Source organism: Acinetobacter tibetensis (assembly GCF_023824315.1).
GTDB lineage: Bacteria > Pseudomonadota > Gammaproteobacteria > Pseudomonadales > Moraxellaceae > Acinetobacter > Acinetobacter tibetensis.
This window is the reverse complement of the sequence record NZ_CP098732.1, coordinates 1,218,559-1,234,134: the sequence shown is the minus strand read 5'-3', so window position 1 is coordinate 1,234,134 and position 15,576 is coordinate 1,218,559. Positions and strand designations below refer to the sequence as shown.

At 41.8% G+C, this 15,576-nt stretch carries 17 protein-coding genes; all 17 read right to left on the bottom strand.

The features are described from left to right. Positions 1-19: 19 nt before the first annotated feature. On the bottom strand, positions 20-199 hold the full coding sequence (locus M5E07_RS06030) for a hypothetical protein (RefSeq protein WP_252223006.1): 180 nt from the start codon (positions 197-199) through the stop codon (positions 20-22). Further along, complete coding sequence (locus tag M5E07_RS06025; protein ID WP_252223003.1) at positions 199-4,287, bottom strand: TipJ family phage tail tip protein; 4,089 nt, start codon at positions 4,285-4,287, stop codon at positions 199-201. Before M5E07_RS06025 ends, M5E07_RS06030 begins: the two co-directional genes overlap by 1 nt. 54 nt (positions 4,288-4,341) lie before the next feature. After that, positions 4,342-4,923: a tail assembly protein gene (locus M5E07_RS06020; protein WP_252223000.1), complete on the bottom strand. Its 582-nt coding sequence runs from the start codon at positions 4,921-4,923 to the stop codon at positions 4,342-4,344. Beyond that, the gene (locus tag M5E07_RS06015; RefSeq protein WP_252222996.1) at positions 4,907-5,662 is read right to left on the bottom strand and encodes a C40 family peptidase; all 756 of its coding nucleotides are present in this window, start codon (positions 5,660-5,662) and stop codon (positions 4,907-4,909) included. Before M5E07_RS06015 ends, M5E07_RS06020 begins: the two co-directional genes overlap by 17 nt. Before the next feature lie 3 nt (positions 5,663-5,665). Continuing rightward, positions 5,666-6,472: a phage minor tail protein L gene (locus M5E07_RS06010; RefSeq protein ID WP_252222993.1), complete on the bottom strand. Its 807-nt coding sequence runs from the start codon at positions 6,470-6,472 to the stop codon at positions 5,666-5,668. After that, on the bottom strand, positions 6,456-7,646 hold the full coding sequence (locus M5E07_RS06005; protein ID WP_252222990.1) for a pyocin knob domain-containing protein: 1,191 nt from the start codon (positions 7,644-7,646) through the stop codon (positions 6,456-6,458). Before M5E07_RS06005 ends, M5E07_RS06010 begins: the two co-directional genes overlap by 17 nt. A 52-nt stretch (positions 7,647-7,698) precedes the next feature. Further along, on the bottom strand, positions 7,699-8,040 hold the full coding sequence (locus tag M5E07_RS06000) for a phage tail protein (RefSeq protein WP_252222987.1): 342 nt from the start codon (positions 8,038-8,040) through the stop codon (positions 7,699-7,701). After that, the gene (locus M5E07_RS05995; protein ID WP_252222983.1) at positions 8,037-11,519 is read right to left on the bottom strand and encodes a transglycosylase SLT domain-containing protein; all 3,483 of its coding nucleotides are present in this window, start codon (positions 11,517-11,519) and stop codon (positions 8,037-8,039) included. The genes M5E07_RS06000 and M5E07_RS05995 overlap by 4 nt, the downstream gene beginning before the upstream one ends. Positions 11,520-11,612: 93 nt before the next feature. After that, positions 11,613-11,954 (bottom strand): hypothetical protein, encoded by a 342-nt coding sequence (locus tag M5E07_RS05990; RefSeq protein ID WP_252222968.1) that lies wholly within the window; start codon positions 11,952-11,954, stop codon positions 11,613-11,615. Positions 11,955-12,032: 78 nt separating this feature from the next. Next, positions 12,033-12,326 (bottom strand): DUF4236 domain-containing protein, encoded by a 294-nt coding sequence (locus M5E07_RS05985; RefSeq protein ID WP_252222964.1) that lies wholly within the window; start codon positions 12,324-12,326, stop codon positions 12,033-12,035. Positions 12,327-12,338: 12 nt separating this feature from the next. Further along, positions 12,339-12,464, bottom strand: a complete 126-nt coding sequence (locus M5E07_RS05980) for a YHYH domain-containing protein (protein ID WP_252222949.1) — start codon at positions 12,462-12,464, stop codon at positions 12,339-12,341. A gap of 73 nt (positions 12,465-12,537) precedes the next feature. Beyond that, positions 12,538-12,753 carry a hypothetical protein gene (locus tag M5E07_RS05975; protein ID WP_434087806.1) on the bottom strand — a complete coding sequence of 72 codons (216 nt, stop codon included), beginning with the start codon at positions 12,751-12,753 and terminating at the stop codon, positions 12,538-12,540. A gap of 17 nt (positions 12,754-12,770) precedes the next feature. Then, complete coding sequence (locus tag M5E07_RS05970) at positions 12,771-13,301, bottom strand: phage tail assembly chaperone family protein, TAC (protein ID WP_252222946.1); 531 nt, start codon at positions 13,299-13,301, stop codon at positions 12,771-12,773. Then, entirely contained in the window at positions 13,301-13,777 is a 477-nt protein-coding gene (locus M5E07_RS05965) for a phage tail tube protein (protein ID WP_252222943.1), read from the bottom strand. Before M5E07_RS05965 ends, M5E07_RS05970 begins: the two co-directional genes overlap by 1 nt. Before the next feature lie 67 nt (positions 13,778-13,844). Beyond that, positions 13,845-14,354: a Rha family transcriptional regulator gene (locus tag M5E07_RS05960; protein WP_252222940.1), complete on the bottom strand. Its 510-nt coding sequence runs from the start codon at positions 14,352-14,354 to the stop codon at positions 13,845-13,847. Positions 14,355-14,714: 360 nt separating this feature from the next. Then, on the bottom strand, positions 14,715-15,086 hold the full coding sequence (locus M5E07_RS05955) for a DUF3168 domain-containing protein (RefSeq protein WP_252222937.1): 372 nt from the start codon (positions 15,084-15,086) through the stop codon (positions 14,715-14,717). Continuing rightward, the gene (locus M5E07_RS05950; RefSeq protein WP_252222934.1) at positions 15,083-15,574 is read right to left on the bottom strand and encodes an HK97-gp10 family putative phage morphogenesis protein; all 492 of its coding nucleotides are present in this window, start codon (positions 15,572-15,574) and stop codon (positions 15,083-15,085) included. The genes M5E07_RS05955 and M5E07_RS05950 overlap by 4 nt, the downstream gene beginning before the upstream one ends. Positions 15,575-15,576: the final 2 nt, after the last annotated feature.

Genomic DNA, 15,576 nt, shown 5'->3' with positions numbered 1-15,576 from the left:
CATCACTCAATCAAATTTCTTAAACCAGTTTATAAAGCTCTCGATTAACCACATGGTATTGTGTTGCTGAGACTTGAGACTCAACTTGGATCATGTCCTGATTAGCTTCCAAGTGAATTGAATTCGCCAGGAACTCAGGACATTCAACAAGATTTTCAATTCTGCCTGTCTCTATATCAAATACCGCAAAATAAGCCATCACTTCCTCATTGTCATTGCATGTATATATCGTTGTGAAACACTTACATTCCCGCCAGAGCCTGATTTAAGCTGCAGTTGGAATGTTCCCGCGATACCCGTTGAATCATGTCTTGATATATTCAATGTACCGGCACTACGAGCACTACCACGAATCGTAATATTATGACTATGAATACCATCAAGTCCCATTGAAGCATTTGCATTCAAACTTAAGTTATGACCATGTGAGCCTCCTGAATTTGTTGAACCATTGTAGTTATGACTGTGGAAAGAGTTAGCCACTGAACCGGCAGATGAATTACCAGTACTACCACTAAATGAATGTGAATGATTCCCTGCATCATTTGCCGAACCATTAACTGTGACACTCACACTATGTTGATGTTGGCCACTATTGTCAGAAGTTACACCCACTGAATCATAATCAACAAAATGAACTTCCAAATCTTCAAATACGACATTGCCATTTTTCAGGACACGACAAAGTAACCGCTGCTGTGATGTATAAGAGGTAAAACTGAATACAGCACCAAAAGTCAAAATGGTATGTCCCATATCTGATGGAACAGCCAAAGTTTGAATGGTGATGTAATCGGTCCCCACTGTCGTTGCTGCTTCGGCAAATGCTGAAACAGGCACAGTCACCGCATTGTCTTTGATCTTGAGGGTATCAACCGCAAGATTCGCAATTTTCCCTTCAGTCACCGCTAAATTATCAATTTTTGCGGTTGTCACAGCCAAAGCATCAATCTTCGCTGTTTTCACTGCCAGATCTTCAATATGTGATGTTTTGACCGATTGATAGTCAAACATTGCCGACTTCATGTAGGCAGACACCGGGAAGACTGTTCCAGTTAATGGATCTGTATAAGGCGTGGTTCTAAAAATGAATGGGTAAGTCGTCCCCACGGAACCTGCGGGATTTCCTAACGCAAACATATCTGAATTGATGATGAAGTTTGATGTTTTACCATCATTCATCACGCCCATACCTGCCACGTAACCATTACTATCAAGCTTCAAGGTGTATTGCAGGTTGATGCCATTAATTGACTGCTGCTGTGTTTGAATACTTGCCGTATTTTGCCCTACTGTAGTTTGCAAAATTGTTGTGGCAGAGACATTCGCAGCGATTGCACTGGCATTGGCTTGGATTTGGCTTTGATAAATCGCATCATTCGCTGCCATTTGTGCAATTACAGAATCAGTTCGAAGTGACTGAGCAATATCCTCTTCAATTCGTGCAGATTGTTCAGACCAAACCCCTGCATAACCTGCGGTAGAACCAATCAACATTGAATCATCACCAATCAATGACGGATTGACTTGTGCATAAACTCCATCTATTTTTGATGACATGATCACTTGTTGATCCGCAAGAGTGTCAACCTCTTCCACAACTGCTGCAACAGCCTGATTATTACTCACCTTGTAGATTGTTAACTGATTCAATACATCTTGATCACCTGATATACGTTCAGTCCGTTCTTGCGTGACACCATCTTCAACGTTATTAACAGCTTGAATAATGTCTGCAATATCACCCTCAACGGTATCTATGCGATCAATCTTGGTTTGCAAATCTTGATGAAGCTGCGACTCAGTTATTTTCCCAGACAGAATATCCAGTACTGCTGATGCATCTGCTGACGTGGTGGCATTTGTCCAGTCTGACCAATCCCCAATATTACCAATGCGGTCAATCAAACGTCCCCGATAAAACTGGGTTAAATTTGGCTGTAAGCCTTGAATCGTATGTGTGGTGGTCGGATATGAAAATAATCCAAGCTGAGCAATATTACTGATCCCATCGGGTGAAACCTGAATTTCCGTATAAGCAGTATCTAAAGCACCCACTGCAGGAAAGCCCCACTTCAAATGCATACCAAACAAGATGCCTGTCGCAGTAATAAACGCCAGTTTAGGTGGATTACCCTGCTTTCCTTTCAGTGCTGTTAATGTTGAATAGGTGGCCAGTGAAGCAATATCAAAGGCATTAATTGCAACAACTCGCGCTTGATAGTTACCCGTGTAAATCCCTTGCACCTCAACTGAGTTATTCCCAGTGATCGGCAACTTTAACCAGGAACCATCATCTTTGCGCCACTCCACTTGATACTTGGTTGCACCTTCAACTTGTGGCCAAGTAATGATCATCGTCGCAACAGTTAAACCTTGCTGCACCATTTGTTCAGAACTGATCGTTACGGAAGCGACAGGGTTTTGAAGTCTCGGATTAATAATCGAAATTGGCCGTTCATCAATAAATGCCCCGTTATCAATCGCATCATATTTCGATGCATTGTATTGCAAAGCATTGATCGTAAATTGATGGGTATCATCCTGGGTAATTGAAATTACACGAAACTTCATCGTTGCCAAGTCTTGCGCATCTACAACCCAAACATTTTGTGCTGCGACAGATTCAAATGCAGATACTACAGTAATCACACGGCCCGTCATCGATTGAACAATACGTGCCTGTGCTTTACCGTTTTCACCATTAACCACTAAGCGATCACCTGCACGACAAATCACATCATCCCGATCTAAAGTGATCTTTTTGAGGTCTGCACTGACTGCAGCAATACGACCACCATTGGCTCGACCAGCAAACAAAGGATCTGCAATTTCAATGACTTTACCAGGGCGCGGAATAAATCCATCTAGTCCGACTTTAAACGTCACTGTGCGCGTTTCATACTGTTCAGATTTAAGTGCCCAATGCCCTGCACGTTGCGCCTGAGCTTCACTGGTACAACCATAAGCAGCAATTTCAGCAATACGAATCCCCAAGCGTGCAATCGCTGCCTCATCCCGAACAAATACATATTCAGTTTTATAGCGGTTGTTTGGATTATCCCATGCGACTTTCGCAACAGTATGCCGATCACGTGCACGCGTACCTGAATATTCAAAATGCCCATCAATGACATTGGCTGCGGTATAGGTAAAATAAGTATCTTGTGGAATATCAGCATCACAAACGATGGCTTGACCGTCCCAATATATATAGGCGCGAAAAGCCCCTGCCATTTTGGAGAGCACAGACCAGGCATCATCTTGGGATTGCTCATAGACATTCAAAGTGAACCGTGGTTCCTGCCCACCCTTTCCATCTGGAACCAATTGATCACAATATTGACCCAAGCGATAAATTGACCATTTATCAATCATGCTTGAATTAATACGATCACCCAGTGCATAGCGTTTACTGACACACACATCATAAAAATGCCAAGCAGGATTATTACTATAAGCTCGTTTGAATGTACCATCCCACAGTCCCGTATATTCACGCGATACGGGGTTATAGTTGCTTGGGAGTAGAATTTCTACACCCTCACATTCAGCAGCCATTTTCGCTACGTTGGAAAAAGTTTCTGCATCATATTGCAGACCTAACAAGGCTGTATTGGGATAACGTAATTTGGCATCAATGACTTCAGTGATTGCCTGTACGTACATCTTGTCACTGACCGATTCTGAACTTGAATTTGGAGTAATACGACGGACACGAACCTGCCAACCAAAATTGGCTTTGGGTAAATCTATACGATGTGAACGCTCATAATTGGCTGAGGTTTTATCGGAGATTTTAGTATTTAAAACTTCGGTCCACGCCCCACCATCGGTTTGTAAATCGATTGCATAGAGAATAGTGATGCCGCTGACATCTCCATTGTCTATATTTTGTTGGCGTAGTGGCCCCCAACGTAAACGGATATGGAGTGCATCCAGTTCAAGGTTGGTAAAGCTTTTGACCCATGCTGCGCTGGATTTAAGCTCAACCCCAATGCCCGTTTCTGAAGAAATGTCTGGAAAGCCTTCAATATACGTTTGATCGTTAGTGCCTAGACGTGAATCAACCGTGACATTTTCAAAGTTCCAGATCCCATTGGCATCTTGTAAAGGGGTATCGTCTAGGTAAATTGAACGTATGCCATCAACCAAGCCTTTAATTGGCCCTTCTGATAAACCATAGAGAATTTTAATAAAGGTTTTGGATTGTGCCGAGTCTGTAGCAATGACAGACTTTCTCGCTTCACCGCTGCCCGCTTTCGCACCTTGCACCACTCGATTCATACGCCTACCCAAGCATTAAAAAAGCGCTTAAAGCGCCCATAAAAATTAAGATGATTAGATTTGATCTTCTGGATATTGCCCTGCTGAAACAATAAAACCGCCAACTTCACGACGACCACGTAACACAGGCACTGGATTACCCTGTGCCACTGTGGTCACTGCACCACTAAAGCCCATATTGGCTTTATTGCCATCCTGATTATTGTCTTGTGTATTGCTCACTTTTGGCATCAACATTTGCGCAACACCACCGACCACCATCCCTGCCCCTGCACCGATTAAGGCCATCCCGTAGGCAGAGGTTGCACCGAATGTAAAGTAACCCGCTACAACTAAGACTACCCCAAGCACGATCTGCAATATGCCATTATCTCCTCCCGCACCCATAACTTTAGGAACAATCTTGATGACTGCTGCCTCAGTCGACATATCAATTTCTTGTTCTGAAATATTATGTTTGTCCTGATACACTGCAAAGCCCAGACCATGCTCATGTGCATGTAACATAAACTTTTCAAAGCCAGGAACTTGTGCAGATAAAGCTCGCATCGCTTCGCGGGTATTGGCCACATCCAGTTTGAATTGTTTGCCAAATTTCTTTGCAAGAATGCCGTACAACTTAATGGTTTTTAACATCCCGATGTCTCACTATCTTGACCACACGTTCTTGCCACTGTAGCCCGTAAATTTCACGTACCGATTTACGTCCATAAGGGTGATGCAGAATGAGTGCTGAGCCTATGCAGGGTTCACTTTGTTCTGACCGGAGCTGGCCATCATCAGCAAGAAACACAACAGCATGATTAGGGTGTTCAGTACGACCCACGCGACAAATAAGCACATCACCGCGCTGTAAAGTATCCACTTCATAAAAGCCTGCTTTTGTAAAATTGTCCAAATACAGTGACGCATGTGCTGGATCTTCCCACCAACGATCAATACGTTGAAAGTCTGGCAGTGTGATCTTAAGTTCACGTTGGTAGTAATCACGGATCAAGGCATAACAGTCTTGCCAACCGTGGTAATAATTACGCCCTACCAAAGCAGGTTGATAACCAAATGGTTCATACACCTGAAATTCAACTTCTGGATAGGCACAAATCACCCACGGCTTTTGGTGCAATTCAATTTGGATTAAATCCAGTTCAGATGCTCGCGCACTGGCATTCGGATGTGAATGCACATAGGCTTCAATTTCACCCATGTCTTCTGCATTTGCTAAGTCTTCATGATGAATTTCAAATTGACTCAAATCATCAGCGACGTTTCGGCATGGTAGATAAATACCACTCACGATGACACCGCAGCATTCTTGCGGATACACCTGTGCTGCATGCTCTATAACGGCATGTTTGATAGTTGTTGATAATTGCATAATTCACCCAATTAAGTTGGCTGCTGGATAACCCCCAATCGGTAAAGGTTTACTGCCAAAGCGTAACTTGCAGGAACTTAAACGTCCCCCGCATTTATCTAATGCAGGGTTATCCGTTGGTTGATCTTTATCAGTGAACATGGCTGCACCTGTATAGCCGCACTCTTCACCACGATAATTGCCCATCACGCACCAGTGGCACATGTTGGTAATTTGACGGACTGGAATTCTTTGACCTTCAAAATCAATTGGATTGGATAGTTCAAATGAGACTTGAGCTGAACTTTCTGAGGTCTTTTGCTCGATATACCAAAGCTGTTCACTGGCCTCATTCGAAGCACTGCTGTTGCCTGCACTAAAGTTTTCCGCATCTAGGTATTTCGCTAAAGTGCGAATAACTTTGAGTTTGGCTCCAGCAAAGTCATTGAACTGTAAACAATATGCAGAAACGGCATTTTGTACCCCTGCAATATTATTGGCCATCGTTAAGGACGGAGCCGATGCTTTACCATCGGAACGCATCTCTAGCCCCGTCACTTCAAGTGGTAAAGGTTCAAAGCTCTGACCCTGCCAGAAAATATTTCGGTTCCAAACTTTCTCAGAACCTACATCAAAGACTTTACCAATGGAGCCAGTATCTGAACCTATCAATCCGGCTGATCCAATTGAGGTATAGATACGTTCCCAATCTTGAAAAGAAATATACCCATGAAAACGTAAAATACCAGCTCCTAATTGGCTGGCATCAAGTTCATACAGAGTAATTAATCCATCGACATAGAGTTTTTGAAAATCACTGTTCAGTGTCATCAATCGCTTCCTCTAGTTGAGGTTCTTCATGTAAGCGCAGATCGATCCAACGGGTATCAGGAATATCGATAGGATTATCTAAATCTGGCACCACTGCAGCCAGTTCAAAATCAAACTTACGCTTATGGGTTTTTACTGAAATGTCGCCATTTTCTAAGGTGGTATAGATAACCGCGACAACAGTATTGCCATTAGCATCTTTTGGGACTTCGATATACCAACCTTCCTGGGCAAGACCGAGTGAACCTTTTACCAGGTAATCCCCAATACCCAATTTTTCGAACGTGATAGGCTGTTTTTGAGCATCATCATTTAATTCAATGTGATCATTGAAGAGTTTGACCACTGGTGATGCAGCTTTGATAAAACCAGAGCCGTCAACGGTTGTATTTGCCGTTGTTTTCAATTCAAACCAAGCGCTATAGGCTGCACCATAGCTTTTACGTCGAAAAAACATCTGACTCGTTGAAGTACAAAGAGATAACTGTGCTTCATGCTCAGTCGCATTTTTAATATTAAATCCAAGAATGAACTGAGATGCTGTAGTCGGATAATTTTTTGCTGCCGTTGCAGCAGTACTTTGGTTTTGTAGCCCCACAAAAAAACCTTGCGCTGCCAAAGTATTTAAATCTACTGCTCCTAATGAAAACCCACCAGCCCCCAAACCATTAGAAACTAACTGCTGATAAACTGCATCATTGGCATCAATAGCTCGCTTCCATGCAGACCAACTGGTTCCTGAATTTGTTGTAATACGTGAATAGGTTTCATTGGTTGTTGCAGTTTTATAAATCTGGATTCTATAACCATTCGACCCAGATATATCCAAAACCTGAAGTGACCCAGTTTGACCTGAAACGGGGAAATTATTACTGACCAAACCCGAAGCAAAAGTATCGTTACCATAGAATCCAGGTTCGATTATTGTATTTAAATCAATATCTACAGCTCTTTCACCCTTCCAAACTCTCAAAGCTCGGCATGCAGTCAAAGCTGTGGTTTGACCTGTACCACCATTTGCGATGGGTAATGCGGATGGCAATGTACCAGACGCACCACCTAATGCGGCATAGAGTTCATTATCATTTGCTTGAAGCTTGGAGGCAGCTGATCGGAACGTATCTCCGCCTGCGCCAGTGGGAGCTGTGCCCAAACTAACTGTTTGCTTAGCCATAATTTGCTCACAAAAAAGCCCTGACTAAGCAGGGCATGAAATTGAATAAATTTTAAGGGTAAAAGACTTGGGTAAAGGTGGTTGAAATTCGCCAATTATCACCACCAAGACATACTGGATTGTAATCCCCCGTTTTCACGCGAACCTCACCATCCAAAGGTGAATCCCATAAAAATGAATCTGCGCCTTTATGGGTATCAAAAAAGGCCTTTATTTCGAGAATCAAAGCCTTTTTTCCAGTTTTTGTAAAGTTCCACTGACCTTTGCAGTTATTTATTCCTACAGAGACATTCTGCTCATAACCATCACCAAATTGACTTGAAAGCACATTGAATGTCGATGTCTGAGAGTTGCTTTCAAGGTCTTGTTTCCATATAAATTTAAGGTTGCTCATTTTGCTAATAATCCCCCTTGCCGTTGTTCTTGACGAATCACTGCCCGAACAGCATGACCAATCATTTGTCCAAGTTGTTTCTGATCTTGAGAATTGCCGCCTGAAGTATTCACTCCTGAATCCGTGATGTTGACTTGAATTTTTACATCACCCCCACCGCTTGAATTCTGATTTGCCAAATAATTAGTTAAGTCTTTGTTTTGTTGTGGATTCAGCACACGTTCACCACCATCCAACAACCAAGTGCCTTCGCTAGGAATGTTGTCAATCCCGTTGTGAGCCATACCTGAAATTGTTTGAGCAGCAATTAAACCTACTGACGTATAACCAAGTGCACGAATTGCTGTAGCCATAGGAATACCCGCCACATAACCACCTTCTGCCATAGCCTTAGTTGCAGCAACTTCCGTATTAATCATAGCTTGTGCCATTGAAATACCTTGGTTTACCAGAAACATAGCTTTATAAGCAGCACTTGATTCACCAGATGTTTCTTTTACCATCGCAGCCATATCGTTAAAGATGGTCCCTGTCCGAGTCAATAAATCCTGCCAAATATTCATTTGGGTATCATGTTGACTTTGAGCTAGATCCTTAACTTGCTGATCATACTGAACATCAATAGCTGCCAACCCATCTCGATATTCTTGATGCGCTTGTAATAACGCAACATAACGATCGTCATCAGTTGCATAAACATCTGTTGGTGCAGCCATTATGTCTTGCTGAACACCGATATGCTGATTTTTTAGTGATGCCTTAGCATTGTCTCGATCATTTGCTAAAGACCAACTCGCATAGTCCGTTGGCGACATAGTGGCTTTGGCAAAAATATTATCAGCATTACCAGACAAGCCTTTAATGCCATCTTGCATTTGTTTATAAGCATTTATAGCACTGATTTTTTTTTGCTTTAACGCTATATCAAACTCAGCAACATCCTTTTGATAAGCGATCTTTTGAAGTTTAAGATACTCATCAATAGATGTTTGATCACCTGCAAACGCCAGTTTAATATCTTTGATTTTCTGTTCATTATCGGCTGATAGTTGTTGCTCTTCGGTAAAGTATGTTTGAGCAACATTCTTTTGACGCTCCAGTGACTCAGCCTTGATTGCTTCAATTTCAGCCCAGTAATCTCCCCAGGCTTTGACATTTTCCGCTGCATCCCCATCCAAGATGCTAGAACCCTTTGCAGTTGTCCCATTTAAACCAGCAAGCCATTTACCAACCAAAGGTGCATATCCCTTAGCTTCTTTGGTTTTGGCTGCTGATCCTGTAAATCCTTTTGCTAAAAGATTTTTAGTTCCTGTAACCCCAGCGTTAAATGCAGTAACAGCATCAGTCCAATTTCCGAAAATTTTATATGATGCAGCCAAGTCTTTAGCCGCCGCCTCTGCTACTACTGGAATATTGTAAGAGTCTGCTATAGACAACCCATATTGCTTTCTAAAGATACTGGTTGCCTGGAATAGACCTCTAGCACCAGTTGGGCTTCTAGCATTCACATCCCCTTTAGATTCTTGCGCGATAACTGCAGCAAGCAAATTTTCTGGGATGCCATTCGTTGCGCCGATCGCATTCAAATTGTGCTTTGCATTAAGCTCAGCTACTTTTTGCAACATCTTCAACTCAGATCCGCTGTAGGAATATTGTTTTTGGGTTTGCTCAATCTGTTTGCGCTTCGCTTCTTCAATCCTCTTTTCAGATTCTTCCCGCGCCTTGGTTTGTTGTTGAAGCTTATAGCCTGCCTCAACTTGTTTAATTTCTTGAGCAGATAATGAAGCTCCTGTAAAACTCAACCCAGCATTTTGACGATAATCGGCAAAATATTCCGCCCTTTCTCGGCTCCATCCAGCAGCCATGTTGGCGTCAACATAATTGGCTTTAGCAACCTGATCCTGAATGTCCTTTAATGCCTCTCGTTGCCTTTGAGTCAAAAGTGATAATGCACTAGCTTGATCGCTAATAGATCTAGCATTTTCTCGATTTGTTTTAGTATTTTCTTTGACTTTACCGTTATACACATCGAGGATAGATTGGGCATTACTGACTGTATCTGACTCTTTACCAACAGCCTCTGCCTTTTTATCAATACTTGATTTCGCAGCATCGCTTACTGTAGCCAAGCTATTTACAGCAGTAGCCAAATCGTTAGAACTGATTTTACCTTGTCGATACTGTTCAAAAAGTTGCGCAGCGGTACCTCGATCCTTCTCAGAAACTTTTGAATTGCGCGTAACTGCATCTATAAGTCCTAGTAGCTCATTCTTTTGTTCCCGATAAACTTTATTAGCCTCATTAAGTTCATCAGTTGCTTTTCGAGTGAGTACACGCTTCTGAGTGGCATCCAGCTTTTCATATTCTGCTGTTAATTCAGCAATCGATTTACCCTGTGTGCTTAAAGATGGATCCAAAGAATCGCTAGACTTCTTCATATATAGGAACGCTGCCCCAGCAGCAATCCCCTGAACAGCTAGCATGGCTAAACCAGCTGGTCCACCAAGAAATGCCATTGCCCCACGAAGTATGCCCATGCTGGCCGCAGTTCCTGTAGCTCTACCTTGAAGCGCCATCAATGATACTTCCATTACTCCGGCACGAATTGCAGCCATAGTAAATGTGCCCGCTAAAATTACACCCTGAATAACCAACTTTGTTGCAATAGCTGCCGTCAATGCCAGCGCAACAGCTTTGACATTATCCATGTTGTCTGAAACAGTTTGAACCACTGGTACTACAGCATTCACAAAAGTGGCTTGCAAACCTTCCCATTGTAAATTTAATAACTGAACATTCTCTTTTGCCAATGCTAGACTTTGAATCATGTCATCCGACAAAATTGCGTTTGCTCGTTCAGCAGCATCCCCCCACTTTTTGAAGCCCTGTCCGCCATTTTCTAGCAAAGGAATCAATAAAGAGGAATCAGAAATGATCGCCTCCATATAGAACTTCATGTCATTTTGAGTGGCGCCTACTTTTTTAAGAGAGTCATAATAAAGCTGCAAGGCTTCTGGACCAGATAACTTTTGGAACTGTTGAATAGTTACACCAACCAATGGGGCAATATTCTCAAAAAAGTCAGCTAAAGGACCTCCGCCAGATTGATGAAAATCACCAATGCGATCCTGCATATCTTTCATTTTGTCTGCAAAAGACTCCATTGAGATACCTGCGGTTTCAGCACCTTTTGCGTAGTATTGGAAATCTCTAAAAGTAGTATTTGCTAATTGTGCAAATTTCTTAATATCACTGCCTGTTTGAATCGTTTGGTTAGCAAAAGCAACTAAACCACCTACTGAAATTCCTGCGACAGCCGCGCCTAATGCAGTCGCAGCCACAGTTGCAACGCTAAAACTGTCTGCAATATTATTGCTTGAATTTCTTGCTTGACGTTCCGCTCTTGTCATTGGCTCAGTAAAACTACCAATTCGTGCGACTAAATCCAGGGTTAGTCTGCCCAGTGAAGCTGCTGCCATAACTTTTCCTCAGGCAATAAAAAACCCCGCTATGCGGGGTTTAATTTATGGATATCTAAATAATGGAAAGTAACTCCATTCGAATGTCATTTACTACTTATACATCTCAGTACATGCAAGATAATAGTTAGCAGAAAATTCATTTATAACATCTTTCTGTTTTGATTCTTCTTGCATCTTTGGCTTTTTGAAAGAGTCAGCAACGATTGTTTTAATGATAAATCTTTTACCTGAATCTTCTTCCATATTTGCAATTTTCATCATTTCTAAAAGCGATGATCCACCTTGTCTGGCTTCCATTATCGCACTTGCAGCATCAGCAAGATCTAAGCAATTCTGCTCATGAATAGCCAAATCAGTATTATTTTTAGGTGATGCTAGTACGCTTGATATACTGCAAGAAGCAAAAATCATGAACACAAATAGTTTTAGCATACTGGTCCAAAATCTATAATTTAGACCAAGATAATTGATATTTGGTCAAAAGAAACCTCCCGTAGGAGGTTCATTCATTCAACTAAAAACCCAAATGATAAAAGCTAAAATGACAAATCCAACAATTAAATTCAGAACCACATTTGATTCTTGACTACGAAAATTATTTGTTGTCCTAGTTTTGGCATGTGGTCTGAATGTTGAATAAGATAATCCTGTTCCAGGAGCACTGACAGTGGAACGTGTTCCCTTCTTGCTTATACTTACGCGTGCACCTTTTCCACCAATTGAAACACTACTAACCCCTTTTTTACCTACATTTAGTCGGACACCAGGCGCTATCTTAAAACTCTTTCTGAAGTTTAAACCCACAATAATACCTCCTTAGTGGCAGTGCCTATCACCTGTTCTACTATCTTTATGACACCCATTTTTATCAGTTCTTCCGCCATGCGAATAAGCTGTTGTCCCAAATGAAGTAATTAAAATAAAAATTAGTATTTTCTTCATACAGCAGTCTTATTATAAAGTAATGCCTCATTTGTATCAGATGTAGAATATTTTTCAAGCAGGAGAAACAAACCTAAGCTGATTCCTTCTGCTTCCTAATTTCAATCATACGCATCTGCTCATAGGTCAATTCTGGTGTTGGTTCATGCGGCATAAATTCAGTCGCATCAACTTCGGTACCTTCTTTAACTTTGAATCGAGTGTAATGTGCCATCCAATTACCAAAGCCTTGCTCAATACGGCGACCAAAAAACAAAGAGCCATACTTTTGACGGTAGGCTCTCCAAATGTTTAGTTCGGCATTGTTTATGTTTGCTTGTGCTTCTTCGATGGTCCTTCCACCGATTCCGTTGAGGACGAGTTCGCACCAGAATTCGTTTCGCTCGAATTCTTCTTCAGTAACTTTCCCGTAAAGTTATTCACTTTGTCAGCTTCTTGATATACCGCATCAATAAATTTTGGATCAGAAGTATATACATCAGCAAGTGAAGTGAAGAACGGCGTGCCTTTCCCGTCTTCACAAATCGAACCTATCAAGCGTGAAGCCACTAAACGACTACCATTGATTTCTTTTAACACTGGGTCATCTGGGTTGGTCACGACATCCCATTCAAAAGCCTTTGCTACTTCTTGCTGAGCAATGAATGAAAGTCGCTTAATAAAGACCTGCCCTTCAAGTTCAATTTCATCACCAATTGCTACTTCTGATTTACCTGTCAGATCCTTAAGGTCTCCAAGGTTATCTTCTGTGGCAAACACTTTCCACTTTACAGTACGTTCAATTGGTGCACCGCTTTGAGTGACTTTTCGCAGGGCTTTTAAGTTAGCTTTAGCCATTATGGACCCACCTTAAATTCTTCAATTACTTTAGTTTGGCGCTTCATCGGGATTGTGTGGTTCACAAGTGCATCAGGATCAAACACTGGTGAGTTTTTACGAAGCTTCACAGTCGCATATGACCATGAGCGCGTATCAGGAAGTGTCACATCTGAGCCTGTTAAAGTTGGAACACCAGGACCATCAGACCAACCTACATACACACCAACTTCGTCACGAGTATCTGCCAAGCCTAGCAAAGTCATGTGCGTTGCATTCGTTGGATCAGTGTTGATAACCAATGAGCCTTCACCAGGTGTTACCAAGCCAAAATCGGAAGTCTTGGTTTCTTCTTCATCTAGGCAGGTGGTGTCAATTTCCGTTGAGCTGTCATCCCCCCATGCAATCGACTTAATGCATAGAATACGGATCAATGAAGGAGTTGCACCATGGAGAATCCATACGTGCGTACCTTGTGATAAAACGCCTTTTGCCATGAGTAGCTACTCCTCTTTTTAGGCATAAAAAAGCCACCCGAAGGTGGCATTGGTTAAAAATAGTTCGTTATTCAAAAAGGCATGGTTGCATTAACCGCTCTACTTCTTGGATTGCTCCAACCAATACATCTCGTTTTTTTCGATAGCTGCCAAGAATATGCCCTGCCAAACTTGCATCTGCCTTTTCAAGATCAAGCTGCAAACTTAATTTGTTGTGTATTACCGTGTGTGCCTGCATTTGTTCGCTCAAGTACGACTTTGTTTCGAAAAATGCTTGGACTAATGCGCATTTGAAATCCACAACTCGATCTGTGTTGCGCATCAAAGTCATAAGAAAAGTTGCTTGCTGTTCATTGAGTAATGCAATGCGTCTAGTTTGCACACCGCCTTCTGTATCAAAGGGTCGCATTTCAAATGCCACCCTTCCAAATTTATTAAAGTGGTGAATATGCGTTTTAATTAGCTGCATCACAGCTTTGTGGTTCGCTCTTGCTCCATCCGCAATATGCAAAGATGTAGTTAAAGGCTTGTCATTTTCCACAATCACAATCTCTTGGGTTGTTAGAACATTTGACATGATTTACTCCTAGATGCTCAATTGATTTAAGCCATTCACCTGAGCATCAGAAAGTTGTGGTGAATGGTACAGGCAATAAAAAAGCCCTACATTTCTGTAAGGCTTAGTTTGAACTAATCAAAAACTGGCTTTTTTACATCTTCCTAAATTTAAAATTGATCAAAAAGCAATCTAGGAAGTTCAATTTACTGCATATTTAAAATGTGCTAGGCAATAAGAAATTCCAACTTATTGAGACTATCTCCCATTTAGGCATAAAAAAACCCCGCATAAGCGAGGTTTTGAAATTTAGGGTCTATTACGACCACTCTAGAAATAAAATACCACGAACGGCAGTTATATCAATACCTATCATACATTTTATCGATCCAACCACCAATTCGCATCAAACCCACGTCCAAAAACATTAGTATCGAGAATTCGCTCAAAATGGTTGGGGTGAATACTGGTTACATAACAATATGGTTCAAGTGCAGTACGAATGGCTGCTCGAATATCAGAAGCACGCTTTTGATTGCTGTCATAAACAACAATCTGGAAAGACACATGATCAATATTTGCTGCACAGTCCAAGTTGTTTTCAGGATTTGCAGTCACAACCGACCAAACTGCATAAGGATATGCTGTGCCTGTTGGTGCAATATCCTCAAACACTTTTAAGGGGTTATTCCCTAGTAATGCTGTGACATTTGAATCTGCTTTTAATGTTGGAACTACTGGAAGGATGTTCATAGTTTTGCAAGTTCCTTATCGAGCTCAGCACTAAAGTTCTGTGCAAATGAATCGGTCACAGCCTGAATGTTATTTTCTAAAGCAGGTCGCATAAATGGGGTTGGTGGTTGTCTGGATGTACCAAACTCTAGAAATCTCCAATAAAATACGCGTCCATCAGTTTGGTAAGACTGACCTACTCTGCCTGATTGTCTATTTTGAGCATTGTTTGTATACGGAATTCTTGCTCCACCACGGACACCAACTCGCATAACCACAGTATTTTTGTCCCTAGACTTACCGGGCTGCATTACAATTTCTTTATAGATTTGCTCTGATGTACTTGGATCATCTAAAGTCTTTGCATTGTTACGTGCTGCATCACGGACAATTGCCATAGCTTTACGCGCTGAACGCCTTGCAGCATTTTTTGCTAAACGTGGATTAGCCAAGGCTCTGAGCTTTCGCTCAATTTCATCCGCCCCTGTTATTTCAACCTCAATAACCATGA